This is a genomic window from Variovorax paradoxus (assembly GCF_022009635.1).
In the GTDB taxonomy this organism is placed as follows: Bacteria; Pseudomonadota; Gammaproteobacteria; order Burkholderiales; family Burkholderiaceae_C; genus Variovorax.
Map to the genome: position 1 here is coordinate 6701930 of NZ_CP091716.1, position 21978 is coordinate 6723907.

Genomic DNA, 21978 nt, shown 5'->3' on the forward strand with positions numbered 1-21978 from the left:
GGCGCGCTCACAGCTGCTCGCGGCAGGCGCGGTACAGGTCCTTCCAGTCGCTGCGTTCCTTCACCACGGTCTCCAGGTACTCCTTCCACACCACCTGGTCCTGCACCGGGTCCTTGATGACGGCGCCGAGCAGGCCCGACGCCACGTCGGCCGAGCGCAGCACGCCGTCGCCGAAGTGGCCGGCCAGCGCCATGCCGCTGTTGATGACCGAGATGGCCTCGGCGGTGGAGAGCGTGGAGCTGGGCGACTTGATGCGCGTCTTGCCGTCCTCGGTCTGGCCGTTGCGCAGCTCGCGGAAGATCTGCACCACGCGGCGCACTTCCTGCAGCGCCGGCGGCTCGGCCGGCAGCGCAAGCGCGCGGCCCAGTTCGCCCACGCGCTTGACCACGATCTGCACTTCCTCTGCCTCGCTCGACGGCACCGGCAGCACCACGGTGTTGAAGCGGCGCTTGAGCGCGCTCGACAGCTCGTTCACGCCCTTGTCGCGGTTGTTGGCGGTGGCGATCACCGAGAAGCCGCGTACCGCCTGCACCTCGCTGCCGAGTTCGGGAATGGGCAGCGTCTTTTCGGAGAGCACGGTGATCAGCGTGTCCTGCACGTCGGCCGGGATGCGGGTGAGTTCCTCGACGCGCGCGATCTTGCCCAGGCGCATGGCGTGCACCAGCGGGCTGGGCACCAGCGCCTTGTCGGACGGGCCGTGGGCCAGCAGCTCGGCGTAGTTCCAGCCGTAGCGCAGCTGCTCTTCGCTGGTGCCGGCGGTGCCCTGGATCAGCATGGTGGAGTCGCCGCTCACGGCGGCGGCCAGATGCTCCGACACCCACGACTTGGCCGTGCCCGGCACGCCGTACAGCAGCAGCGCGCGGTCGGTCGCCAGCGTGGAGACCGCGATTTCCATCAGCCGCGAATTGCCGATGTACTTGGGGCTGACTTCGAAGCCGCTGGCGAGCTTGCCGCCCATCAGGTAGGTGAGCACGGCCCAGGGCGAGAGCTTCCAGTTGGCGGGGCGCTGCCGGTCGTCGACCTTCTGTAGCGCATCGAGTTCTTCGGCGAATTGCTGTTCGGCATGCTGGCGCAGGACATTGCTCATGGACGGCCTTGAGATGAAGAAGAAGATGAAAGGGTGAGGAACAGCTGGCGCGCGCGCACGATGCGCGCGGTGTCGGCCAGCGCGTTGGCGGTGCCGGGTGTTTCTTCGGCGGCGCGCGGCAGGTCGGCCAGCGCGGGCAGCGCCGAGGAATGCAGCAGCGCGGCGGCGCTGGTGAGCACCTGGCGCAGCATGTAGTCGTTGGCCAGGTCGCCGCGCACCACGCGCATGCGCAGCGCGGCGGCCAGCCTGGCGGACAGCTCGGCCGACGGCGTTTCGCCGGGCGCGCAGGCCTGGTCGGCAAAGCCCACCACGTCCTGCACGCCGTTGCCTTCGGCGCCGAGTTCAGCGAGCCAGTGGCGCTCGCGCCGCGCGCGCGGCAGCAGCGCGAGCAACTGGCCGACCCAGGCACGCTGGGCGCGCGGACGATCGAGCATGGCATCGCACCAGTCGTGGTCGGGCGCGGCGACGACGGCGTCGTTCCAGCCGCGCAGCAGCGCGTCTTTCCAGTCGCCAGCGGCGGCCCAGTCGAGCAGCGCGGCGGGCGTCATGCCGGTGCGCGCGGTCCACCACGACAGCGGTGCCTGGCGCACGAGCTGGTAGAGCCACCATGCGCGCTCGCCGAGGCCCTCGTGCGTGGGGCGCGCGGGGTCGATGGCGTCGTCCTTCCAGCGCGGGTCGGCGGCTTCGGGGGCATCGATGCGCCATGCGGCGCCGTCCTGCTTCAGCAGCGGGTCGAGGAAGGCCGCGATGCGCTGCGCGTGCGCGCTCTGCGGCAGGCGCTGCAGCAGTTCGACTGCCGCCTGGCGGACGTCGCGGGCGCGGTCCTTGAGCTGGGCGTCGATCAGCGTCTCGTCGTCGGGGCCGAGGTTCTCGGCGAGCGCGCCGAGCAGCGCGGCGCGGTCCTTGGCGGGGAGTTGCTGCAGCTCGGCGGCGAGGCGTTCGCGCGCGCCGGCCGGGTCGCCCTGGCGCTGTTCGCGCAGCACCGCAACGCGTTGGTCGAGGCTGCCTTCGTCCCAGCGCGTCCGCGCATCGGCCTGCTCGCTGGCGCCGACGGCGTAGCGCCAGTCGTCGTTGCGCGCGGCGAGCCAGAGGCCGCGTTCGCCGAGCGCGGGCGTCACGACGGGCCGCAGGTCGATGGCGCGGCGGCCGGCGTCGAGCGCCACGGGCAACAGGCTGTTCGGCAGGCGCAGGCCGGCGGCCGCGAGCGCTGCCAGGCCTTCGTGCTGCAGGCGCAGCGGGCCGCTCGACAGCGCATCGGCAATGGCGGCCTGCAGCGCGGGTTCCTTGAGTTCGGGGCGTTCGTCGTTGGCGGCGACGGGCGCGTCGGATGGCGGCAGGCTCGGCGCGACGAAGCCCGCGCGCCGGCCGACAGCGACGGCCCCCGCCATGCGCAGCAACTGGCCCTGTGCCTCGCCGCCTTGCAGCGCTTGCAGCAGTGCGGCGAATTCGCCGGCCATGCCTCCGGCCGGAGGCACGGGCTGGCGCGAGGTGCCGACGAGCGCAGCCTGCAGCAGTTGGTTCCAGTGGCTCATTCGATGACCTCCGTGCTTCGCACTGCGGTGCGAGCTTGCTTGGGGCGGCCCGGCGCTGCGCTCATATCCGCACTCCCGTCAGCGTCCAGACCGGCGCGCTGCCGACCGCCGCACCCGTCGGCCATGCGGTGAGCGGCGCGAACTGTTCGCCGTCCCATTCGCCGAACACTCGCAACGGCGCGCCGCCCGAATGGGCCAGCAGTTGCCAGGCTTCCTGCGCGGCGATCTGCATCGGCAGCGCCTGCGGCGCGCCGCCCAGGCGCAGCCACCAGCGCTCGCCGTCGCGGCTGGGCACGGCGTCGGGCCACACCATCGGCAGCAGCGGCTGCCAGGGGTTGGCGGCGATCTGCCGCGCCATGCGCTGCCATTCGTCATCGGGCGTGTCATTGGCGGGGGCAGCCGTGGCGGGCGCATCGGACGGCAGCTCGGCCACCAGCGCGCGCTGCGAGGCGTGGCCCGGATAGAAGCACAGCACCGCCGCGCGTTCGCTGCCGCTGACCCAGCCGGTCTCGAAGCCGCGGCCGCCGTGGGCGTAGTCGAGCAGCAGCGCGCGGCGCCCGCTCGCGCGGCCTTGCAGCCATACATGGCGCTCGACCAGCCGGGTGTCGCGCTCGTCGATGCACTGGCCCAGCACCAGCCAGTGGTCGCTCACGCGTTCGCCCTCGGCGAGCAGCGCCTCGCGGTCCTGCGGCCAGCCGAGCGCGGTGCGCAGGTCGGCCAGCGTGGCAGGCGACAGCGATTCGCGGCGCGGCACCGCATCGACGATCAGCTGCAGCCGCCCGAGCCGGTCGAGCAGCCGCGCGGGCCAACCCTCGCCCACGCCGATGAGTTCGGCCGCCTGCGTGATGCGCTGGCCGAGCCCCGGCGCCTGCGCGTCGACCATGCGCGCGGCCATCGCGCTCCAGGCTTGCTGCTGCTCGCTGCCGAGCGAGGCCAGGCCGCGCTGCGTCTGGTCGTCGAGCCAGCGCGCCAGTTCCTGCGTGCCGGCCTCGATGCGCTTCCAGCGCTGCGCGTCGCGCTTGGCGGCCGCGGCGGGATCGGGCGCGGCCGGCGGTTCGGCGGCGCGGGCTTCTTTCTTTTCGGCTTTCTCGCGGCGCGAGGCGAGCCATTCGGCCACCCACGGCGGCGGCTCGCCCTGCGTGAAGCTGGCTTCGCTCTGCGCGCGCAGCAGCATCAGCGCCAGGCCGTGCTTGCAGGGGAATTTGCGGCTCGGGCAGGAGCAGCGGAACACCGGGCCCGTGAGGTCGACCTGGGTCTGGTACGGCTTGCTGCCGCTGCCCTGGCATTCGCCCCACACGGCGGTGTCGGAGAACGCGAGCGTGGGCCACTTGGCCGGTGCGAGCAAACCCTTGGCGGCCTTGGCCGACGCATCGTCGGGGGCGAGCGCCAGGACGGCTTCTGTGCTGAGACTCATCGGGGCACCCTCGCGCCGGTCCGCGGCGCGGATGATTGAAAAGACGCGGCCATCAGGGCGCGACGGGATTGCCCGGCGTGCCGGCCTCGCGGGCCGAGGCCGCCGCGGCCGCAACGGCCGGCGTGCGGTAGGTCACGTTCACCGCAGGCTCGGGCGGCGGGCGCGTGATCTTGAAGAGAGGCGGCCTGGCGGGCGCGGCAGGAGCCGTCGGAGCGGCGGCAGCCTGGGCCACGGGCGCGATCGGCGTGAAAGGCGCGGCAGGCGTCGAATACAGCACGGGAGCGGGCGTACCCGGCGCCGGCGTCACGGTGACCGCGGCCGGAGCCACGGTCGACGCCGGCACGACGGGCGCCGCGGCGGCCTTCGGGTCATAGAGCACCGCGCCCTTGCTGATCCCCGTGGCCACCGGCCCCACGCCGACACCGATGCCGGTCGAGCCCGACACCTGGCCGCCGTTGTTCACGGCCACGCCCGCGCCGAGCGGGCCGAAGCCGGTGTTGAGCCCGACCGAGAAATTGCCGTCCTTGGTGGCGCCGAGCCCCAACGAGAGCCCCGGCACCAGCGGAATGCCGATCTGGTAGTGAGAACAGCCGCCCATCAGGAGCAACAACAGCGCCGCCGGAACGGTGGCCGTTGCTGCTGCACGGATGCGCGGCCGTGCCATCACACCAGCAGCGCGTTGACGCGCCTCACGTAGGCCGCCGGATCGGCCGGCAGGCCGCCTTCGGCCAGCAGGGCCTGGTCGAACAGGATGTTCGCGAGGTCGTCGAAGTGCGACGAGCCTTCGAGCTTCTTCACCAGCGGATGCTCGGCGTTGACTTCGAGCACCGGCTTGAGCTCGGGCGCGGGCTGGCCGGCCTGCTTGAGCATGCGCGCGAGCTGCGTGCTCATGCCGCCGTCCTGCACCACGAGGCAGGCGGGCGAATCGACAAGGCGGGTGGTCACGCGCACGTCTTCGGCCTTGTCCTTGAGCGCTTCCTTGAGCTTTTCGAGCAGCGGCTTGAACGACTCGGCGGCTTCCTCGGCGGCCTTCTTCTCGGCTTCGTCCTGCAGCTTGCCGAGGTCGACCGCGCCCTTGGCCACGCTCTGCAGCGGGGTGCCGTCGAATTCGTTCAGGTAGTTCAGTGCCCACTCGTCGACGCGGTCGGTCATGAGCAGCACCTCGATGCCCTTCTTCTTGAAGACTTCGAGCTGCGGGCTGTTCTTGGCAGCGGCCAGGGTGTCGGCCGTGATGTAGTAGATCGCGTCCTGGCCTTCCTTCATGCGTGCCTTGTAGTCCGCGAAGCTCACGCTCACCGCGTCGGTGGTGGTCGAGGCGTAGCGCAGCAGCTTGGCGATGCGCTCGCGGTTGCCCATGTCCTCGCCCAGGCCTTCTTTCAGCACCGCGCCGAACTCGGCGTAGAACTTGGCGTACTTGCCCGATTCGTCGGCAGCCGCGGCGGCGGTTTCGGCGGCGGTGGGCGCGTTCTTGTCGACCACGTCGGTCACGGCTTCGGTCGGCTCCGGCGCCGGCACCGATTCGCCCGAGCCCACGTCGATCTTGCCTTCGCCGCTTTCAGGGCCGGTCTTCTGCTTCTTCGCCAGGTCTTCGAGCATGCCGAGCACGCGCTTGGTGCTGCCTTCGCGGATCGCCTTCACGTCGCGGCTTTCCTGCAGCAGCTCGCGGCTCACGTTCAGCGGCAGGTCGGCCGAGTCGATCACGCCCTTGACGAAGCGCAGGTAGCTGGGCAGCAGCGCCTCGGCGTCGTCCATGATGAAGACGCGCTTGACGTAGAGCTTGACGCCCGCGCTCTTGTCGCGGTTCCACAGGTCGAACGGGGCCTTGGCGGGGATGTAGAGCAGCTGCGTGTATTCGGTGCTGCCTTCCACGCGGTTGTGGCTCCAGGCGAGCGGCGCCTCGTAGTCGTGGCTGATGCTCTTGTAGAACTCTTCGTACTGCTCGGGGGTGATGTCCTTCTTGGGGCGGCTCCACAGGGCGTTGGCCTTGTTGACGGTTTCCCATTCGCCGGTCTTCACCATGTCGCCGGGCTGGTCGTTCTCGCCTTCCTTCCACTCTTCCTTTTCCATGAGGATGGGCAGGGAGATGTGGTCGGAGTACTTGCCGACGATCTGCTTGAGCTTCCAGGCGTTGAGGTATTCGTCGGCGTCGTCGCGCAGGTGCAGCGTGATGCTGGTGCCGCGCTCGGCGCGGGTGATGTCGGCCACCTCGAAGTCGCCGGCGCCGCCGCTGACCCAGCGCACGCCCTGGTCGGCCGGCAGGCCCGCGCGGCGCGATTCGACGCTGATCCTGTCCGCCACGATGAAGCCCGAATAGAAGCCCACGCCGAACTGGCCGATGAGCTGCGCGTCGGCCTTCTGGTCGCCGCTGAGCTTGCTCATGAAGTCCTTGGTGCCGCTCTTGGCGATGGTGCCGAGGTTGTCGATGGCTTCCTGGCGCGACAGGCCGATGCCCTTGTCGGTGATGGTGATGGTGCGCGCGGCCTTGTCGAAGCTCAGGCGCACGTCGAGCTCGGACTGGCCTTCGTACAGCTCGGGGTGGTCGAGCGCCTCGAAGCGCAGCTTGTCGCATGCGTCCGATGCATTCGAGATCAGCTCGCGCAGGAAGATTTCCTTGTTCGAATAAAGCGCATGCGTGACGAGGTGCAGCAGTTGCGCGACTTCAGCCTGGAAGGGGAGTTTGGTATTGGAGGAATCAGCCATGGAAAAAGAAATATCGGATCCAAAAAATTCTAAGTCGATGCGGCGGCCGCAAGGTGACGGCGCGCCGACTTTCTCAAATGAGGAGGCCCTTCGACTTCATCAAGAAGCCGGCGAAATAGAAAGGCTTCATTTTGCGCATTGCTGAAGAGCAAAAACCAACGCCGCCCTCTGAGAAAACCCTTCGAGACATGAAAAGTTACCATAGATGACATTTCTGAAATATCCTGTTCCTCGATTCGGAACAGGGCGGCAACGCCCCGGGAAAACAGGGATGTCGTTTGATGATTCGAGTGACACTGTGGACTGCGGTCGGTCCCGCCGGAGCACGCTGGCGCCCGACCTTCGCGCACATGTGGCTCGGATGCGCAGGCGCCATCGCGGGACTGTCGTGCGCGCAGGCCCAGACCGCGCAGCCCGCCGCCCCGGTGAAGAACAACCCGGCGGCGACGCCAGCCCCCGTCGTGGCTGACGCGCGCATCGAATCCATCGATCGCGCGCAGGCCGAACAGGCGCGGCTGAAGGCGCTCATCGATGCCGCGCCCAAGGCCTACGAAGACCGCTTCATGAACCCCGACGCGTCCGCTGCCGGCGACGCCGCGCCCGAGGCCGAGCAGCCGCAGGGCTTTCGCGCTTGGCTGGTGGAAAGCCGCATCGGCTTCGGCGATGCCACCAGCACCGGCTACGGCCGCCAGCGCGCGAGCGAATTCGGCCAGCGCTTCGAGTACCGCCGCGAGACGCTCAACTACGGCGAATTCGTGCTGCAGGCCGATGCGCGCCACCTGAGCGGCGACAGCTTCCTGAGCGGCGGCGGCATCGGCTCGCTGGGCTATGCGCGCGAGGCCACCAGCGGACGCTTCACGCTGCGCAACCTGGGCTTTCCGCTGACCACGCGGACCTTCGCCGACACTGCGGTGGGCGACATCTACAGCGAACTCACCGACGGCCTGTCGCGCAACTACCGTCTCTCGCTGGGCTCGACCACGGTGCGCGGCGCGTCCACGCGCATCTTCAGTTCCGACCTCGACGTGCGCGCGGGTTTCGGCGAGCGCGGCAACCTCGCGGGCGGGCCTTATCCGGGCTTCGAGAAGAGTCAGGGCACGCTGGGATGGCTCGGCCTCACCAAGCGGCTGGGGGAGCGGTGGTTCACGTCGTTCCAGATCGACCAGGCCCGCAACATTCCGGCGTACTACTACGACCCGCTCAGCGCGCAGGGCATCGGCCGCAGGGACGTCACGAGCTGGGCCACGTCGATCGGCTATGGCAGCGAGTTGCTGCGCGACGGCGACATCAAGGGCCGCGCCACGCTGGTGGGCAGCCGGACCAGTTCGTCACTGGTCCCGCTCGCGCGCACGGACAGCTCGCAAGGGCTCTTCGTGGAAGCCAGCGCGCGCACCGGCGCATACCGTCACGAGCTGGGCGCGTACACGGCCCGGCCCAATCTCTACTTCGGCGACTACCCGCTGGCCACCGGCACGCGCGGCGCCTACTGGCGCATCGACCGCAGCGACAGCCGCATGAACTGGGGCGGCGCGCTCGACTTCGAGCGCGCGGCGCCCAACGACAGCTTCAACCTCTTCGGCTATCGCCGCGCCAGCGCGAGCGGCAACTTCCAGTACCTGCTGGACCGCAACACCTCGTTCGGCGGCAGCCTGAACCTGATGCAGATGCGCTACGAAGGCGCGTCGACCGGCGCGGCCTCGCAGGCGCAGAGCCCGGGCAGCCGCTTTCGCAGCGTCTACGCGGACGCCTTCTACCAGACGCGTTTCTTCGACTGGCCGCGCAGCCGCTTCAGCCTCTCGGTGCGGCGCAACGAAGCCATCGTGCTCGGCGACGGCACCGCCACCGGGCAGGAACTGCAGTGGGAGCAGGACTGGATCGGCGGGCGCTTCGAGACCATGCGCCCCGAGCTCACCACCACGCTGGGCTACGCGCGCGACCAGAGCAGCGGCGTCACCCGCAACTACCCGACCGCCGGCGTGCAGTTCCGCTTCTGGATGGCGGAGGGCTTCAGCGTGACAGGCAACCTGCGCTACACCTCGCAGCACGGCGGCCTCTACACCAGCCGCGGCCTCTCGGGCTCGATCAGCGCCGAGAAAGACCTGGCGCCCGGCTGGCGCGCGGGCATTGCCGCCAACCTGAACCAGGCGCGCGCCACCACGGTGCCGGTGGCGCTGAACACGCCCACGCTCTTTCGCACCAACGACAAGACGGTGTACGTCTACCTGCGCTGGGAAGGCTCCGCCGGCTCGGCCTACCAGACCGCGGGCGCGCGCACCGGCAACGCGGGCGGCGGCAGCGTGACCGGGCGCGTGTTCTACGACGCCAACAACGACGGGCAGCAGCAGATCGGCGAAGGCGGCGTCGCCAATGTCGAGGTGCTGCTCGACGGCCGCTACCGCGCCGTGACCGACCGCGACGGCCGCTTCGAATTTCCGCTGGTGACCACGGGGCGCCATCAGCTCACCCTCACGTCCGAGACCGTGCCGCTGCCCTGGGGGCCGGCGCGCGATGCGGGCGCGAGCGTCGATGTTCCGCTGCGTGGCCAGGCCAGCACCTCGATCCCCGTGATCAAGGTCGGGCAGTGACCACTTTTCTTGTTCGTTCCACCGCTAAGCAAAGGAAACCGAGATGAGACAAACCCCGAGACTGCTCACCGTGGCCGCCGGCACGGCCCTGGCCCTGGCCGCCGGCGTGGCGCTGGCCGAGAGCCAGTACGGCTACGGCACCGGCACGCCCGCCGTGACGGCCCAGGCCCACCTCAACCTGAGCGTGACGGTGCCCAAGCTGATCCTGCTGCGGGTGGGCACGCAGACCGGCACCGGCGACACGCTGAGCTGGACCGCCCCCATCACCTGGGCCACCGCGCCGACCATCACGGCCGGCAACAACGAGGCCGCCAACTGGGACGGCACCGCGCCCACGCTCGGCACGGTGACCAACCCGGCGGCGGTGCCGGTGTCGGCGTGGACCAACAGCTCCGGCGGCGGTTCCCTGACCTACACGGCGGCCGCCTTCGCGCCCACCGGCGGCCCGGCGCTCGCCAACATCGGCGTGACTTCCGGCGCGGGCCTGGCGCACCCCGGCGGCGCGACGCTGGCGGCCACCAGCAGCGCGGCGAGCACCTTCGTGCCTTCGACCGTCGCCACCGGCACGTGGACGTTCTCGCTGACGGGCACCGCCCTCACCTGGACGCCGGGCACCTACACGACCACCATCACCTACACCGCGACCAGTGTCTGAGCCGCTGCGCGCGGCGGTGGCGATCGCGCTCCTGGCCGGCCTGGCGCCGCGCGCGGACGCGGTCTTCACCTATGCGCCGACCAGTTCGGCCGCCTACGGCATCACCCTGCAGGTAGGCTCGGCGGCGGCCATCGACGAGGTGGTGTTCAACGCCACCGGCACCAACGCGGGCCTCGCCACGGGGACCGCCATCGCCGGCTCGCAGTCGATCACCATCCGCATCAGCCCGGCGCGGCCGGGGCGCCTGCTGCCCGAGAGCCGCCCCGTGACGCTCACCGCCACCGTGCCGGCGGGTCTGACCTGCACCACCTCGGCCACCTGCGGCACCAACGTCATTCCCTTCGGCGCGATCAGCTGGGTGTCGACCGACGCGACCAGCCCCGGCCAGGGCGACATACAAAGCGGCGCCTTCGCGGCGGGCGGCGTGCAGACGCTCGCCAGCTTCGACGCGGCGACGACGACCGTGCTCATCCTCAACGGCGACACGCGTTTCATGTCCAACACGCTGACCTTCCAGTACGCCAACACCACGGTGTATCCGGCGGGCAGCTACAGCGGCACGGTGCGCTTCACGGCAACGATGCTGTGACGACCATGAAGGCCACCGCGACCACGGCCTTGCTGCTGCCCGTGCTGCTGCCCGTGCTGCTGGCCGTGCCCGGCCCCGCCGCGGCGCTGGTCGAACGGCTGGACGACTCCGCCTCGCCGAGCGCGCAGGTGCGCGCGCAGGACGACAACTCGCCCGTCACCACGCCGGGCGCCAGCGTCTCGCCCTTCGTGCGCATCGACTTCGGGCGGGTGCACTACCGGCTGGCCACGGCGCGCTACGTGGGGCGGCAGGCGCGCATCTACTACGTGCTGCCCATGGCGGTTCCGGGCCTGCGCTCGCCCGCCGGGCTGCAGGTGAGCTGGCGCACGAACGGCCTGTTCGCCGCCGGCAGCGGGCGCCCCGGCGACCGGGTGCCGGTGTGGAGCGGACAGGTGCGCGACGCGTGGCTCAACGAGGCGCTGGACCTCACGTGGCAGGTCGACGTGCGCGAGGTGCGGCTGTCGCGCGGCATGCCGCTGGGCTTCGAGGCTTATTTTGAAATAGAGACATTGCCATGACACCACCGCATCGGACTTTCGCGCGCGCGCTGCTGGCACTGGCCGCCACGACGGGATGCGCGCTCGCGGCGGCCGCTCCGTTCGAGATCGCGATCATGCCGTCGCGCTTCGAGCTGTCGGCCAAGAGCGGCGCCCGGCTGGGCCAGTCGCTGGACATCCACAACGTGGGCGTCACCCCGACGGAGGTGTCCGTGCGCACGCTGGACTGGAGCTACTCGCCCGAGGGCGAGATCGCCTACCTCGACGCGCTGCAGCCCGGCAGTTGCCGCACCTGGGTGCTGCTGGAGCGCAAGACGGTGAAGGTGCCGGCGCGCGGCAAGGCGGGCTTCCGCTTCCAGATCGAGCCGCCGGCCGACGCGCCGCGCGGCGAGTGCCGCTTCATGCTGGCCATCGAGGGCGTGGAGCCGGCCTACCGCGCGGCCATCGGCCAGGGCGGCTCCAGCCTGAGCCTGCCGGTCACCGGGCGCATCGCGGTGGCGGTGTACGTGTTGCTGAACGGCGCCGAGCCCAAGCTCGCGCTGAATCAGGTCGGCACGCGCGAACTGCAGGGCAGGCGCACGCCCTACGTGACGGTCAGCAACACCGGCGACGCCCACGGCCGCCTCGACGGCAGCCTGGACGCGACCGACGCCACCGGCAAGCGCTTCGAAATGGTGCCCGACGGCACGCCCGTGATGCCGGGGCAGACCCGCCTGATCGCGCTGCAGCCCAAGGCGACGGGTGCCACCGACGGGCCGCCGCCCGCACCGGTGTATCCGCTGAAGGCCAGCGGCACGCTCGACTGGGAGAAAGGCGGCTTCAAGGTGAACGCGGAGTTCCGCTGATGCGGCGTGGGCACGCCCCCTTCGCGGCCAGTGCCCTGCCATGCGCCGCCGCGCTGGTTGCGGCCGCCCTCGTCGCCGTTCATGCCCCGCTGCGCGCCGGCACGTCCACCACCACCGGCCTGGGAACGCCGGCCTTCACCGACCTGAAGTTCACCGTGAACATCGACAAGTTCGTGTTCTTCCGGCTCGGCGACGGCATCTGGCCGGCCGTGAGCGGCAGCATCAACACGGCCGCGTTCACGCTCGCGCCCACTATCCCCGGCGGGCCGACCACGCCCGTCGCCGGCAACAACACGGCCGCCAACTGGAATGGCGGCGCGCCGATGCTGGCGGTGTCGCCCGCAGCGGGTGTCTCGCTGCCGGTGGAGGTGCGCAGCAACGGCGGGCAGATCACCCTGCGCGCCACCGCGAGCACTCCGCTGACCAGCGGCGCCAACACCATCCCGATGTCGGAGATCACCATCGCCACCGACGACCCGACGCTGCCGGCACCCGCGATTCCCAACACCGGCACGGGCGGGACGGTGAACGTCACGCCCACGGCCTTCGGCACTCTCGTGACGCAGCGCGCCGCGAACTGGACCTTCTCGTACGCCAACATCACGAACCGCCCGGCGGGGCTCTACACCGGGCAGGTCACCTTCACGGCCAGCTCGCCCTGACCCCGCTGAAGCAGCCCGGAACCGGCCGTAAGTCACGCCGAGCGGCCATGCCGCAGGGCCAAGTCAGCTTCCGCTGGGATTGCACGCTAAAGCTGCCGGGTTGCCCCATTCCAACTCACCAGGAGCTTTGCATGAACAACAAGAATCCCCGGATGCTGTGGATCGCCGCCTGCCTCGGCCTCGCCGCTTTCGCCGCACAGGCGCAAGTGCCGGCCGACGCGCCGGCCGGCACCACCGTGCAATGCAAGGACGGCAGCTATGCCTCGCCCGACACCAAGGCCGGCGCCTGCCGCGGGCACAAGGGCATCAAGACATGGTTCGGAAAGAGCGCCGCAGCGGCGCCTGCTGCCGCAGCGCCGGCCGTGGAGACCCAGTCGGCCGACGTAGGCAAGACCGGCGTCGCGCCGAGCACCGGCACGGCCACCAAGTCACCCGGCGCGCCCGATCTCACGAAGATGGCGGCCGCGCCCGGCGGCGGTGCCGGCAAGGTGTGGGCCAACGACGAGACCAAGGTCTACCACTGCATGGGCGACCGCTACTACGGCAAGACCAAGAAGGGTGAGTATCTGAGCGAGGCCGATGCCAAGGCCAAGGGCATGCACGCCTCCCACAACAAGGCCTGCTCGTAGCCTGCCCGCGTCATCAGCGCGGCTGGGATTCGACTTCCTTCGTCCAGCGGTCGATCAGCCGCTTGCGCTCGGCAGCCTTGCCGTATTTCTCGAAGTCGTACTTGATGAGCTTCACGTCGGCCATCGACGGGATGCGCGGATCGGGCTTGAAGGTCTTGTTGGCGGGCGACTGCAGGCTGCCCGACTTGCCGCCGATGGACTGGCCCGCGGGGCTCATGAGCCAGTCGTAGTAGCGCCTGGCGTTCTCCTTGTTGCGCGCGCCCTTCACCAGCGCGATGCCGCCGATCTCGTAGCCGGTGCCCTCGCAGGGCGCGGCGGTCTTGACCGGAAATTTGTCATACCGCCAACGCTCGAAGCCGAAGATGAAGCTCACGCCGATGGCCACTTCGCCCTTGGCCACGTTGGGCGCCTGCGCCTGGCCGCTGCGGGTGTAGCTGGTCACGTTGCGGTGCAGCTTCTTGAGGTATTCGAAGGCCTCGTCCTCGCCCATCTGCTGCACAAGGCCCGCGATGATGGTGTAGGCCGTACCGCTGGAGGCGGGGTGCGAGATCTCGATCTCGCCCTTGTATTCGGGCTTGATCAGGTCGGCCCAGCACTTGGGCTCGTGCAGCTTCTTTTTCTTCAGCAGGTCGGTGTTGAAGCCGAAGCCGATGGCGCTGGTGTAGAAGCCGCCCACCATGTTCTGCGACATCGCATATTGGCGCACCGACCAGTCGTACAGGTCGTTGATGTAGGCCGGCCGGTAGGGCTCCAGCAGGCCCTGCTCTGCCGCCTGCAGGAACGGGTCGCCGGTGCCGCCCCACCAGATATCGGTCTTGGGGTTGGCCGCTTCCGCGCGCAGTTGCGCGCCGATTTCGCCGGTGCCCTTGTGGGCCTGCAGCACCTTGATGCCGGTCTCGCGCGTGAAGGCCGCGGCGGCCGCCTCGCACCAGCCCGCGTCGGTACTGCACAGCGCGTTGACGGTGCCCTGCGCGGCGGCGTTCGACGCGCCCAGCAGCGCCGTGCATGCCAAGGCGGCTGCGATGTGTGGAATGGCGAATGGGCGCATGCGGCGTGTCTCCTCGTTGTTCGATGAATGGAAGCCGCAGGATAGCGCCCGCGCGGGTCTTCAGCGCGCGGCCAGCAGCGGCGGCAGGTGCTCGGCCAGCCAGTCCACCACGACGCGCGTCTTCAGCGGCAGGTAGCGGCTGCGCGAGCGGATCACGTGCAGCGCGAAGCCGAAGGGCTGCGGCTCGTCGAACACGCGCACCAGCGTGCCGGCCGCCAGCGCATCGGCGGCGAGCCAGGCCGGCAGGCGCGCCAGGCCCATGCCGCCGATGGCGGCCTCCAGCAGCACCTCGGCGCTGTCGCAGCGCAGGCGCGAGGGCAGCGTCACTTCGGTCGGCTCCGCAGGGCCGCCTTCGGCCGCGTGGAAGCGCCAGGCCGATACCTGCCCGTCGCGCGCGTAGAGCACCGCCTCGTGCGGCGCGGCGAGTTCGGCCACGCCGCGCGGATGCCCGCGCTCGGCCAGGTAGGCGGGCGCGGCGCACAACGCCATCCACTGCATGCCGACCGGCCGCGCGACGAGTTCGTCCGTATCGGCCAGCTCGCCGCTGCGGATGGCCAGGTCGAGCCCCTCCTCGGCCAGATCCACGCGCCGGTCATTGAACGAGAGTTCGAGCGACAGCTGCGGATGCCGCCGCGCCAGCGCCAGCAGCAGCGGCCCCACTTTCAGCCGGCCCAGCATCGCCGGCATGCTCAGGCGCACCAGCCCGGAGGCGGTGCTGCGCGCCACGTCGGCTACGGCCTCGGCCGCCTCCAGCTCGGCCAGCGCGCGGCGGCAGCGCTCGTAGTAGCCGTGGCCTTCCTCGGTGAGGCTCTGGCTGCGCGTGGTGCGCAGGAAGAGCCGCGTGTTCAGGCGCGCCTCGAGCCGCGCGATGCTCTTGGCCACCGCCGAGCGCGTGACATGCAGGCGCTGCGCGGCCAGCGCGAAGCTGCCCGCTTCCACCGCCGCGACGAATTCCTCGATGCCCTGAAGACGTTGACCCATTGGAGACTTTCAAGCACCAGTAAAGCGAAAATTATCCGCCACCGGGTACATGGCATCGTCAATAGCATGAAGGCATCTTTCTTTTCCCCGGAGTCCTCTCATGCAAGAAACCCGAACGCTGCGGCGCTGGCAACTGCCGAAGCTCGGCCGCGCGAATCTCGAACAGGCCGAAGCGCCCCTGCCCGCGCCGGGCGCCAACCAGATCCTGGTGCGGGTCGGCGCGGTGGCGCTCAACTACCGCGACCTGCTGATGGTGCGCGACGGCATGGGCATGCCGCTGGCGCTGCCTTTCACGCCTGGCTCCGACATGGCGGGCACCGTGGTGGCCGCGGGCGAGGGCGTGACGCGCTTCGCGTCCGGCGACCGCGTGCTCGGCACCTTCTGGGGCGGCTGGATCGACAGCCACTGGCAGGCCGGCGCCACGCTGCTCGGCGGCCCGGGACCGGGCATGCTGGCCTCGCACGTGTGCATCGACGCGGACTGGGCCGTGACCGCGCCCGCCACGCTGAGCCTGGCCGAGGCCAGCACCCTGCCCTGCGCCGGCCTCACCGCCTGGTTCGCGCTGGCCGAGACCGGCGGGCTGCGCGCGGGCGAGACGGTGCTCATCCACGGCACCGGCGGCGTCGCGCTGTTCGGCCTGCAGATCGCGCGGCTGCATGGCGCGCGGGCCATCGTGGTCACGGGCAGCGAAGACAAGCGCCAGCAGGCGCTCGCGCTCGGTGCATCGCACGTGCTGGCGCGGAGCAGCGACTGGCCGGCCGAAGTGCGCAGGCTCACGCACGGGCGCGGCGCCGACCATGTGCTCGAGCTCGCGAGCGGACCCAACCTCGACCGCTCGCTGCAGGCGCTCAGGCAGGGCGGGCGCGTGTCGATCATCGGCATGCTCGAAGGCGAGACCCTGAGCGCGTCGTTCTATGCCATGGTGCTGGGCCGCGCCACGGTGCAGGGCATCGGCGTGGGCCACCGGCGCGCCCTGGAAGACCTGGTGCGCGCCGTCGACGTGAACGCGCTCAAGCCGGTGATCGCGGCGCGCTACGCGTTCGATGCATTGCCCGACGCGCTCGATCACCTCGCGCGCGGACCCTTCGGAAAGATCGTGGTCACGCTCTGAAAACGTGAAGGAATGCTCGGTTCGCGAATGCGCGGCCGACGGTGCGAATGCACAAAGCGGAGGCGAACGTGAACAGGTTCCGCCAGGCCGAAAGACATGCGGCGACAGCGCGTTTGCCGTTCCTAGAATCCGCCCCGCGCAAAGGCCGGCGGCCGGCGCAAACCCTCAACTTCAGGATGGAGCGTCATGGAACACAGCACCGGCAAGAAATGGGCGGCCGAGTTCATCGGTACTTTCTGGCTCACGCTCGGAGGCTGCGGCAGCGCAGTGCTCGCGGCGGCCTTTCCAGGTACCGGCATCGGCTTTCACGGGGTCGCGCTGGCCTTCGGCCTCACGGTGGTGACCGGGGCCTATGCGCTGGGGCCGATCTCGGGCGGACACTTCAATCCTGCGGTGTCCATCGGCCTCGCGGCGGCGGGCCGCTTCAGGGCCTCTCAACTCGCGGGCTACATCGTGGCGCAAGTGCTCGGCGCCATCGCGGCGGCGGGCGTGCTTTACCTCATCGCCACCGGCAAGCCGGGCGCGGACATCGGCGGCTTCGCCACCAACGGCTACGGCGAGCACTCGCCAGGCAAGTACGGCATGACCGCGGCGCTCATCACCGAAGTAGTGATGACCGCCGTGTTCCTGATCGTGATCCTCGGTGCCACCGCCAAGCGCGCGGCCGGTGGCTTCGCGGGGCTGGCCATCGGCCTGTGCCTCACGCTGATCCACCTGGTGTCGATCCCCGTGACCAACACTTCGGTGAACCCCGCACGCAGCACGGGCCCGGCCCTCTTCGGGCCGTCCTATGCGGTGTCGGAACTGTGGTTGTTCTGGGTGGCGCCCATCGCGGGCGCCATCGTCGGCGCGGTGATCTACCGTGCACTGCTCAGCAGCAGCAACGACGACTGATCGCTCAGCTGCCGCTGCCCGACTTCACCATCGGCAGCGAAGTCGATTGACCGATCGGCTCGGTGCCGGTCGGGTGCGACGCCGCATAGGCGCCGGCCTGGATGTCGGACACCGGCATCGTCGAGTTCATCGCGGGCGCGCTGGTCGACTGGCCAACGGGCTCGGTGCCGGTCGGACGGGCCGCGGCCATCGCGCCGGCCTGGACATCGGGGTTCACGGGCGAGTTCATCTGCAGCGGATGGAAGTCCGAACCATCGGTGGTTTCGGCCGACGCACCGACAGTGCCCAGCGCCGCGATGGCAGCGAAAGAACCGACGGCGAGAAGCTTGAGGGAAATACGCATGGTGTGTTCTCCTGAGGGCATGTTGTCTCCGGCCTCGTGCCATCACGCGAACTGCGCGTGGCAGGACCTGAGTGCACTCTAGGCACGCAGACTGATGTGAAGGTGAGCGAAGAGTTAGGTGCGGGTGAGAGTCCGCGCCTATCCGTGGCCTTTGGCACTCATCAGTAGGAAACAGACGCAGGCGAAGGCGGGGACGGCGGCAGGTGTACGCGCGCCATCAATCCCGGGCCGTCGTCGCGGTTATGCAGTTCGATGCGCAGACCGTGCCGCTCCGCCGCCGTGCGCGCAATGGCCAGCCCCAGGCCGCTGCCGCCGGCCGCCGCGCCGGGCACGCGGAAGAAGCGGTCGAACACGCGGCCCATCATGGCCTTCGGAATGCCGGGGCCGTTGTCGAGCACGTCGACCACCGCATGGCCGCCGAACTGATGCAGCTTCACGTCGACCACGCCGCCTTCGGGCGCATAGCGCAGCGCGTTGTCGATCAGGTTGTCGAACACGCTGCGCAGCTCGGCCGCCGGCGCGAACACCACCGCGGCGATGCTGCCTTCGAAGCCGATGTCCACGCGCCGCGCATCGGCCACCACCATCAGCTGGCTCACGCTTTCGCGCAGCAGCACTTCGATGTCGACACACTCGCCCGCGGTGCTGCGTTGCGGTGCGTCCTGCCGCGACAGGTTGAGCAATTGCTCGATCAGGTGCTGCGCGCGCGTGACGCCGGCTTCGAGCTGATTGAAGCGCTCGGTCGCCTCGCCGGCCGGCACGTGCGCGCGCAGGTTCTCTATCTGCAGGCCGATGGCGGCCATCGGCGTGCGCAGCTCGTGCGCCGCGTCCTGCACGAAGCGGCGCTGCGTCGCGAAGGCGCTGCGCACGCGGGACAGCAGGTTGTTGAAGGCGCCCACCAGCGGTGCGATCTCTTCGGGCACGCGCGCCAGCGACAGCTCGGTGGGGCTGCGCTCGTCCTGCGAGGCCACATCGCGCGCCACCGCGCGCAGCGAGCGCGAGGCGGCCGACACGATGATCCACAGGATCAGCAGCGCCAGCGGCAGCAGCAGCGTGATCGGCAGGCCCTCGAGCAACGCGCGGCGCAGGGCGCGGCGGCGGCGGTAGTCCTCGTTCTGCAGCACCTGCACGCGCGGCTGGTCGGCGCGCGGGCCGGGCTCGGCCGTGAACACGCGCCAGCTCGACTGCGCATGCGCGCCCGTGCTCACGTCGCTGAAGCCCGCACGGGACTGCAGCGGCACCGCGAGCACCGGCCACGAACTGGCGCGCAGCGTGTGGCCGTCGGGGCTCCATATCTGCACGATGAAGACGCCGCGCGAGAACGCGGCTTCGCCGTCCATCGGACGCGGGATCTTCAGGGGATCGCTGCCGCCGTACGAATCGGCCACCAGGCGCATCTGGTCGTCCATCGCGTTGTGCACGAGGTTGCCGTAGGCCACGAAGGAGAACCAGGCGGTCAGCACCGCGGCGCCCAGGTGCAGCGTGATGAGCCACAAGAGCAGCTGCGTGCGCAGCGAATGCGGCCGCCACCAGCGGCCGCTGCTACGGTCCCCGCCGGTCATAAACCAACGGCCCGTTCGCGAAATGCCGCGGCGATACGAAGTGCGCGAAGGCTAGGGGCGAGCCTCATCATGCAACCACTCGCCATCCCAGCCCTCGGACATTGCGGATCGCGTCGGCGCCGAGCTTGCGCCGCATGCCGTGGATCAGCACGTCGATCGCGTTGCTGGTGACTTCCTCGCCCCAGCCGTAGATTCGGTTCTCGAGCTGTTCGCGCGAGAGGATGGCGCCGGGGCGCTCCAGCAGCGCATGCAGCAGCGCGAACTCGCGCGCGGTGAGCGCCTCGCGCTCGCCGTTGACCAGCACCTCGCGCGTGGTGAGGTCCAGCTGCAGCGTGCCGCTGCCGACCAGCGAATGCGCCGCACCGTCGCGGCGCCGCACGATGGCGCGCATGCGCGCGAGCAGCTCGCGGAATTCGAAGGGCTTGAGCAGGTAGTCGTCGGCCCCGAGGTCGAGGCTGTGGATGCGGTCGTCGAGGCCGTCGCGGGCGGTGAGCACCAGCACCGGCGTGGCGTCGCCGCGTTCGCGGGCGCGGCGCAGCACCTCGGTGCCGTCCTGCTTCGGCAGGCCCAGGTCGAGCAGCACGCAGGTGTAGCCGCCGTCGCCCAGGGCGCTCTGGGCGAGTTCGCCGTCGCGCACCCAATCCGCGGACCAGCCCGCACCTTCGAGCGCCTGCTTGAGGCTGCGCCCGATCATTTCGTCATCTTCCACCAGCAGAACGCGCATTGCGGCGACTCCTCAGGCCGCAAGGTAGCACGCGAACGGGATGATCGGAAGTGCCTGCGCCGTGGCGCAGAGTAGGTGTGAATACTTAGGCGCAGCTTAGGCGGCGCATGCATCGCGGGGGCAATGGCCTGCCGCCACAGGATCAGGACATGCGAACGGCGTGGCGCTCGCCCTCGCCGCCCGAGGCGAAGGCCAGCAGGTCGAGGGCTTCCTTCTCCACTGCGGCGCGGTCTGACTTCGACCAGCGTGCGAACGGCTCCAGCAGCACGGTGGCGGCGTTCTTCTTCTCGCGCTCGATCTTCCAGACGCCCGCCACGAAGCCGTCGAGCAGCACCGTGCCGCGCACGATGCCGTTGGCAGTGAACACGCGGGCGCGGTGTGCCTCGCTCAGCACGCGGCTGCGGTCGGCATGGGAGAGCAGCAGGTTGTCCCACTCCGCCACGAGACGCGGCGGCGCGGGCGTGTCGGGATCTGGCCGGGGGGCGCGAGGCAGGTCGAAGAGTTCCTGGCCGTCTTCGCCCGAGAACACGCGCAGCCGGGGCCGCAGGCGCTCGGCCACGGCCTTCCAGCCCGTGAGGCCAGACCATGCGCCGGCATCGGCCAGCGTGGCGGGCCCGAAGGCGGCCAGGTAGCGCAGCAGCAGGTCGTCGTGCGAGGCCGGGCCGGCATCGACGGCATCCCCGAGCCAGTCGCCAAGAGGCTGCAGCAGCGCGCTCTGGTGCGAGTTCCAGGTGCCGGCCGGCGGCAGGTGCACCAGCGGCAGGTTGTTGCGGATCAGCCCGGCGAGCGAAGCGGTCTCGCGCCCCTGCCAGCGCAGGGCCAGGGCCTGCCCGAGTTCGGCGCCGGTGCGTGGCCGCTCTGCGAGGAGCGCGCGCCCCGCCTCGATCACCGCCGCGCGGTCGAGGCCGTCGAGCGCCTTCTTGTGGTTGCCCAGCAGGCCGCGCTGGTGCACGGGCTCCAGCAGCGGGCGCCATGCCAACGCGTCGCGCGCGCTCATCAGGTGCAGGGTGCCGCGCAGGGTCGACATGCGCACGATGCGGCGCTTGCGCAGCGCATCGGTGAGCTGCTCTCGCCGGAAGCCTTCAATGCGGCTCCAGAGGCCGATGTAGGGCGGGTTGGGCGCCTGCGCCTGCAACCCGGCCAGCCGCTCGACGGCCTGCGTCGCCGTCAGGGCGCGCCGCTGCAGCAGCATCTGCCGCGCGAGCGTGGCGCGGTTCAGCGCGCGCAGGCTCAGAACTTCTCGTGCGGCGCCAGGTATCGCCATTGCCCCACCGGCAGGTTGCCCAGCATGACCTTGCCGATGCGCACCCGCTTCAGGCCCACCACCTTCAGGCCGACCAGTTCGCACATGCGGCGGATCTGCCGCTTCTTGCCTTCGGTGAGCACGAAGCGCAGCTGCTCCGGGTTCTGCCACTCGACCCGCGCCGGCTTCAGCGCTTGGCCGTCGAGGCTCAGGCCGTGGCGCAACCTTGCGAGCATGGCGGGCGGGAACACCGCCTGCACGTTGGTGGTGACGGGGTCGTCGTCGTCCATGCGCACCAGCTGGCCGGTGGGCGCGGGCTGGCCCAGGCCGTGGTAGGCCACGCGCACCAGGTATTCCTTTTCCATCACCGAGTCTTCGCCGATGAGCTGGCGCGCGATGCGCCCGTCCTGCGTCATCACCAGCAGGCCGATGGAGTCGATGTCGAGCCGGCCGCACGGCGCGAGGCCGCGCAGCTGCTGCGGGCTGAAGAAGAAGCGCGCGTTGTCCTCGGCCCAGCGGTTCTGCGGCGTGAACAACACGACCGCCGGATCGTGGCCGTCCTCGGCCTGCCCGCTCACGTAGCCGATGGGCTTGTTGATGAGGATGGTGACCTGGTTCGCCTGCTGGCCCTTGGCCGCCTTGTCGATCTCGATGCGGTCGGACGGCGTGACCTTGACGCCCATCTCGGCCGGCCTGCCGTTGACCTTGACCCAGCCGTTGGCGATCCATTCGTCGGCCTCGCGGCGCGAGCACATTTTCAGTTCGGCCATGCGCTTGTTCAGGCGCACGGCATCGGAGGGGGGAGAAGAGGGCTCGGTCATCGGAAGGCTTGATCAATGTGCGGCACCGATGCTATCCTGAACGCAAGCGCGAGCTG

At 70.2% G+C, this 21978-nt stretch carries 22 protein-coding genes; 10 read left to right on the forward strand and 12 right to left on the reverse strand.

What is annotated here, in order from left to right:
* Nucleotides 1-7: 7 nt before the first annotated feature.
* From L3V85_RS31415 to htpG, 5 genes are all read right to left on the reverse strand, one after another.
* Nucleotides 8-1087, reverse strand: a complete 1080-nt coding sequence (locus tag L3V85_RS31415; protein WP_237676507.1) for an ATP-binding protein — start codon at nt 1085-1087, stop codon at nt 8-10.
* On the reverse strand, nt 1084-2619 hold the full coding sequence (locus L3V85_RS31420) for a DUF5691 domain-containing protein (RefSeq protein ID WP_237676508.1): 1536 nt from the start codon (nt 2617-2619) through the stop codon (nt 1084-1086). Before L3V85_RS31420 ends, L3V85_RS31415 begins: the two co-directional genes overlap by 4 nt.
* 61 nt (nt 2620-2680) lie before the next feature.
* On the reverse strand, nt 2681-4033 hold the full coding sequence (locus L3V85_RS31425) for an SWIM zinc finger family protein (RefSeq protein WP_237676509.1): 1353 nt from the start codon (nt 4031-4033) through the stop codon (nt 2681-2683).
* Between the two features lie 52 nt (nt 4034-4085).
* Nucleotides 4086-4697: a hypothetical protein gene (locus L3V85_RS31430; protein ID WP_237676510.1), complete on the reverse strand. Its 612-nt coding sequence runs from the start codon at nt 4695-4697 to the stop codon at nt 4086-4088.
* Nucleotides 4697-6733, reverse strand: a complete 2037-nt coding sequence (gene htpG / locus L3V85_RS31435; RefSeq protein ID WP_237676511.1) for a molecular chaperone HtpG — start codon at nt 6731-6733, stop codon at nt 4697-4699. The genes L3V85_RS31430 and htpG overlap by 1 nt, the downstream gene beginning before the upstream one ends.
* Here htpG and L3V85_RS31440 point away from each other — a divergent pair.
* The 8 genes from L3V85_RS31440 to L3V85_RS31475 all read left to right on the forward strand — a co-directional run bounded on the left by L3V85_RS31440 (nt 6732) and on the right by L3V85_RS31475 (nt 13195).
* Nucleotides 6732-6878, forward strand: coding sequence for a hypothetical protein (locus L3V85_RS31440; protein ID WP_237676512.1), 147 nt, complete (start codon nt 6732-6734; stop codon nt 6876-6878). The two genes, htpG and L3V85_RS31440, sit on opposite strands and share 2 nt — an antisense overlap.
* 136 nt (nt 6879-7014) lie before the next feature.
* Entirely contained in the window at nt 7015-9318 is a 2304-nt protein-coding gene (locus tag L3V85_RS31445) for a carboxypeptidase-like regulatory domain-containing protein (protein WP_237676513.1), read from the forward strand.
* A gap of 43 nt (nt 9319-9361) precedes the next feature.
* Nucleotides 9362-9973: a hypothetical protein gene (locus L3V85_RS31450; RefSeq protein WP_237676514.1), complete on the forward strand. Its 612-nt coding sequence runs from the start codon at nt 9362-9364 to the stop codon at nt 9971-9973.
* Nucleotides 9966-10562 (forward strand): hypothetical protein, encoded by a 597-nt coding sequence (locus tag L3V85_RS31455; protein ID WP_237676515.1) that lies wholly within the window; start codon nt 9966-9968, stop codon nt 10560-10562. The genes L3V85_RS31450 and L3V85_RS31455 overlap by 8 nt, the downstream gene beginning before the upstream one ends.
* 5 nt (nt 10563-10567) lie before the next feature.
* Nucleotides 10568-11080: a hypothetical protein gene (locus L3V85_RS31460; protein WP_237676516.1), complete on the forward strand. Its 513-nt coding sequence runs from the start codon at nt 10568-10570 to the stop codon at nt 11078-11080.
* A complete protein-coding gene (locus L3V85_RS31465) occupies nt 11077-11904 on the forward strand; it encodes a hypothetical protein (protein WP_237676517.1) in 828 nt (275 codons plus the stop codon). The genes L3V85_RS31460 and L3V85_RS31465 overlap by 4 nt, the downstream gene beginning before the upstream one ends.
* Nucleotides 11904-12566: a hypothetical protein gene (locus L3V85_RS31470; protein ID WP_237676518.1), complete on the forward strand. Its 663-nt coding sequence runs from the start codon at nt 11904-11906 to the stop codon at nt 12564-12566. Before L3V85_RS31465 ends, L3V85_RS31470 begins: the two co-directional genes overlap by 1 nt.
* A 131-nt stretch (nt 12567-12697) precedes the next feature.
* Nucleotides 12698-13195 carry a hypothetical protein gene (locus L3V85_RS31475; protein ID WP_414080169.1) on the forward strand — a complete coding sequence of 166 codons (498 nt, stop codon included), beginning with the start codon at nt 12698-12700 and terminating at the stop codon, nt 13193-13195.
* Nucleotides 13196-13208: 13 nt separating this feature from the next.
* Here the strand turns inward: L3V85_RS31475 and L3V85_RS31480 are convergent, their stop codons facing one another.
* Nucleotides 13209-14243: an ABC transporter substrate-binding protein gene (locus tag L3V85_RS31480; RefSeq protein ID WP_237676519.1), complete on the reverse strand. Its 1035-nt coding sequence runs from the start codon at nt 14241-14243 to the stop codon at nt 13209-13211.
* A 60-nt stretch (nt 14244-14303) separates the two neighbouring features.
* On the reverse strand, nt 14304-15224 hold the full coding sequence (locus L3V85_RS31485) for a LysR family transcriptional regulator (RefSeq protein WP_237676520.1): 921 nt from the start codon (nt 15222-15224) through the stop codon (nt 14304-14306).
* Between the two features lie 100 nt (nt 15225-15324).
* Between L3V85_RS31485 and L3V85_RS31490 the strand changes: the two genes are divergently transcribed.
* Both L3V85_RS31490 and aqpZ read left to right on the forward strand, forming a co-directional pair.
* Nucleotides 15325-16335, forward strand: coding sequence for a zinc-dependent alcohol dehydrogenase family protein (locus tag L3V85_RS31490; RefSeq protein ID WP_237676521.1), 1011 nt, complete (start codon nt 15325-15327; stop codon nt 16333-16335).
* A gap of 186 nt (nt 16336-16521) precedes the next feature.
* Complete coding sequence (aqpZ, locus tag L3V85_RS31495; RefSeq protein WP_237676522.1) at nt 16522-17229, forward strand: aquaporin Z; 708 nt, start codon at nt 16522-16524, stop codon at nt 17227-17229.
* 4 nt (nt 17230-17233) lie between these two features.
* Here aqpZ and L3V85_RS31500 read toward each other — a convergent pair whose 3' ends face one another.
* The 5 genes from L3V85_RS31500 to L3V85_RS31520 form a co-directional block, all read right to left on the reverse strand.
* Nucleotides 17234-17572, reverse strand: coding sequence for a hypothetical protein (locus L3V85_RS31500; RefSeq protein ID WP_237676523.1), 339 nt, complete (start codon nt 17570-17572; stop codon nt 17234-17236).
* Nucleotides 17573-17733: 161 nt separating this feature from the next.
* Nucleotides 17734-19134: a sensor histidine kinase gene (locus L3V85_RS31505; RefSeq protein WP_237676524.1), complete on the reverse strand. Its 1401-nt coding sequence runs from the start codon at nt 19132-19134 to the stop codon at nt 17734-17736.
* 67 nt (nt 19135-19201) lie between these two features.
* Entirely contained in the window at nt 19202-19858 is a 657-nt protein-coding gene (locus L3V85_RS31510) for a response regulator (protein WP_237676525.1), read from the reverse strand.
* Nucleotides 19859-20000: 142 nt separating this feature from the next.
* Entirely contained in the window at nt 20001-21122 is a 1122-nt protein-coding gene (locus tag L3V85_RS31515) for a winged helix DNA-binding domain-containing protein (RefSeq protein ID WP_237676526.1), read from the reverse strand.
* Nucleotides 21089-21922 carry a pseudouridine synthase gene (locus L3V85_RS31520; protein WP_237676527.1) on the reverse strand — a complete coding sequence of 278 codons (834 nt, stop codon included), beginning with the start codon at nt 21920-21922 and terminating at the stop codon, nt 21089-21091. Before L3V85_RS31520 ends, L3V85_RS31515 begins: the two co-directional genes overlap by 34 nt.
* Nucleotides 21923-21978 lie beyond the last annotated feature (56 nt).

What these genes read in the sequence shown, in the direction of transcription:
- L3V85_RS31415 (WP_237676507.1), bottom strand. Translation starts at nt 1,087, where the DNA reads ATGAGCAATGTCCTGCGCCAGCATGCCGAACAGCAATTCGCCGAAGAA.
- L3V85_RS31420 (WP_237676508.1), bottom strand. Translation starts at nt 2,619, where the DNA reads ATGAGCCACTGGAACCAACTGCTGCAGGCTGCGCTCGTCGGCACCTCG.
- L3V85_RS31425 (WP_237676509.1), bottom strand. Translation starts at nt 4,033, where the DNA reads ATGAGTCTCAGCACAGAAGCCGTCCTGGCGCTCGCCCCCGACGATGCG.
- L3V85_RS31430 (WP_237676510.1), bottom strand. Translation starts at nt 4,697, where the DNA reads ATGGCACGGCCGCGCATCCGTGCAGCAGCAACGGCCACCGTTCCGGCG.
- L3V85_RS31440 (WP_237676512.1), top strand. Translation starts at nt 6,732, where the DNA reads ATGGAAAAAGAAATATCGGATCCAAAAAATTCTAAGTCGATGCGGCGG.
- htpG (WP_237676511.1), bottom strand. Translation starts at nt 6,733, where the DNA reads ATGGCTGATTCCTCCAATACCAAACTCCCCTTCCAGGCTGAAGTCGCG.
- L3V85_RS31445 (WP_237676513.1), top strand. Translation starts at nt 7,015, where the DNA reads ATGATTCGAGTGACACTGTGGACTGCGGTCGGTCCCGCCGGAGCACGC.
- L3V85_RS31450 (WP_237676514.1), top strand. Translation starts at nt 9,362, where the DNA reads ATGAGACAAACCCCGAGACTGCTCACCGTGGCCGCCGGCACGGCCCTG.
- L3V85_RS31460 (WP_237676516.1), top strand. Translation starts at nt 10,568, where the DNA reads ATGAAGGCCACCGCGACCACGGCCTTGCTGCTGCCCGTGCTGCTGCCC.
- L3V85_RS31465 (WP_237676517.1), top strand. Translation starts at nt 11,077, where the DNA reads ATGACACCACCGCATCGGACTTTCGCGCGCGCGCTGCTGGCACTGGCC.
- L3V85_RS31470 (WP_237676518.1), top strand. Translation starts at nt 11,904, where the DNA reads ATGCGGCGTGGGCACGCCCCCTTCGCGGCCAGTGCCCTGCCATGCGCC.
- L3V85_RS31475 (WP_414080169.1), top strand. Translation starts at nt 12,698, where the DNA reads ATGAACAACAAGAATCCCCGGATGCTGTGGATCGCCGCCTGCCTCGGC.
- L3V85_RS31480 (WP_237676519.1), bottom strand. Translation starts at nt 14,243, where the DNA reads ATGCGCCCATTCGCCATTCCACACATCGCAGCCGCCTTGGCATGCACG.
- L3V85_RS31485 (WP_237676520.1), bottom strand. Translation starts at nt 15,224, where the DNA reads ATGGGTCAACGTCTTCAGGGCATCGAGGAATTCGTCGCGGCGGTGGAA.
- L3V85_RS31490 (WP_237676521.1), top strand. Translation starts at nt 15,325, where the DNA reads ATGCAAGAAACCCGAACGCTGCGGCGCTGGCAACTGCCGAAGCTCGGC.
- aqpZ (WP_237676522.1), top strand. Translation starts at nt 16,522, where the DNA reads ATGGAACACAGCACCGGCAAGAAATGGGCGGCCGAGTTCATCGGTACT.
- L3V85_RS31500 (WP_237676523.1), bottom strand. Translation starts at nt 17,572, where the DNA reads ATGCGTATTTCCCTCAAGCTTCTCGCCGTCGGTTCTTTCGCTGCCATC.
- L3V85_RS31505 (WP_237676524.1), bottom strand. Translation starts at nt 19,134, where the DNA reads ATGACCGGCGGGGACCGTAGCAGCGGCCGCTGGTGGCGGCCGCATTCG.
- L3V85_RS31510 (WP_237676525.1), bottom strand. Translation starts at nt 19,858, where the DNA reads ATGCGCGTTCTGCTGGTGGAAGATGACGAAATGATCGGGCGCAGCCTC.
- L3V85_RS31515 (WP_237676526.1), bottom strand. Translation starts at nt 21,122, where the DNA reads ATGGCGATACCTGGCGCCGCACGAGAAGTTCTGAGCCTGCGCGCGCTG.
- L3V85_RS31520 (WP_237676527.1), bottom strand. Translation starts at nt 21,922, where the DNA reads ATGACCGAGCCCTCTTCTCCCCCCTCCGATGCCGTGCGCCTGAACAAG.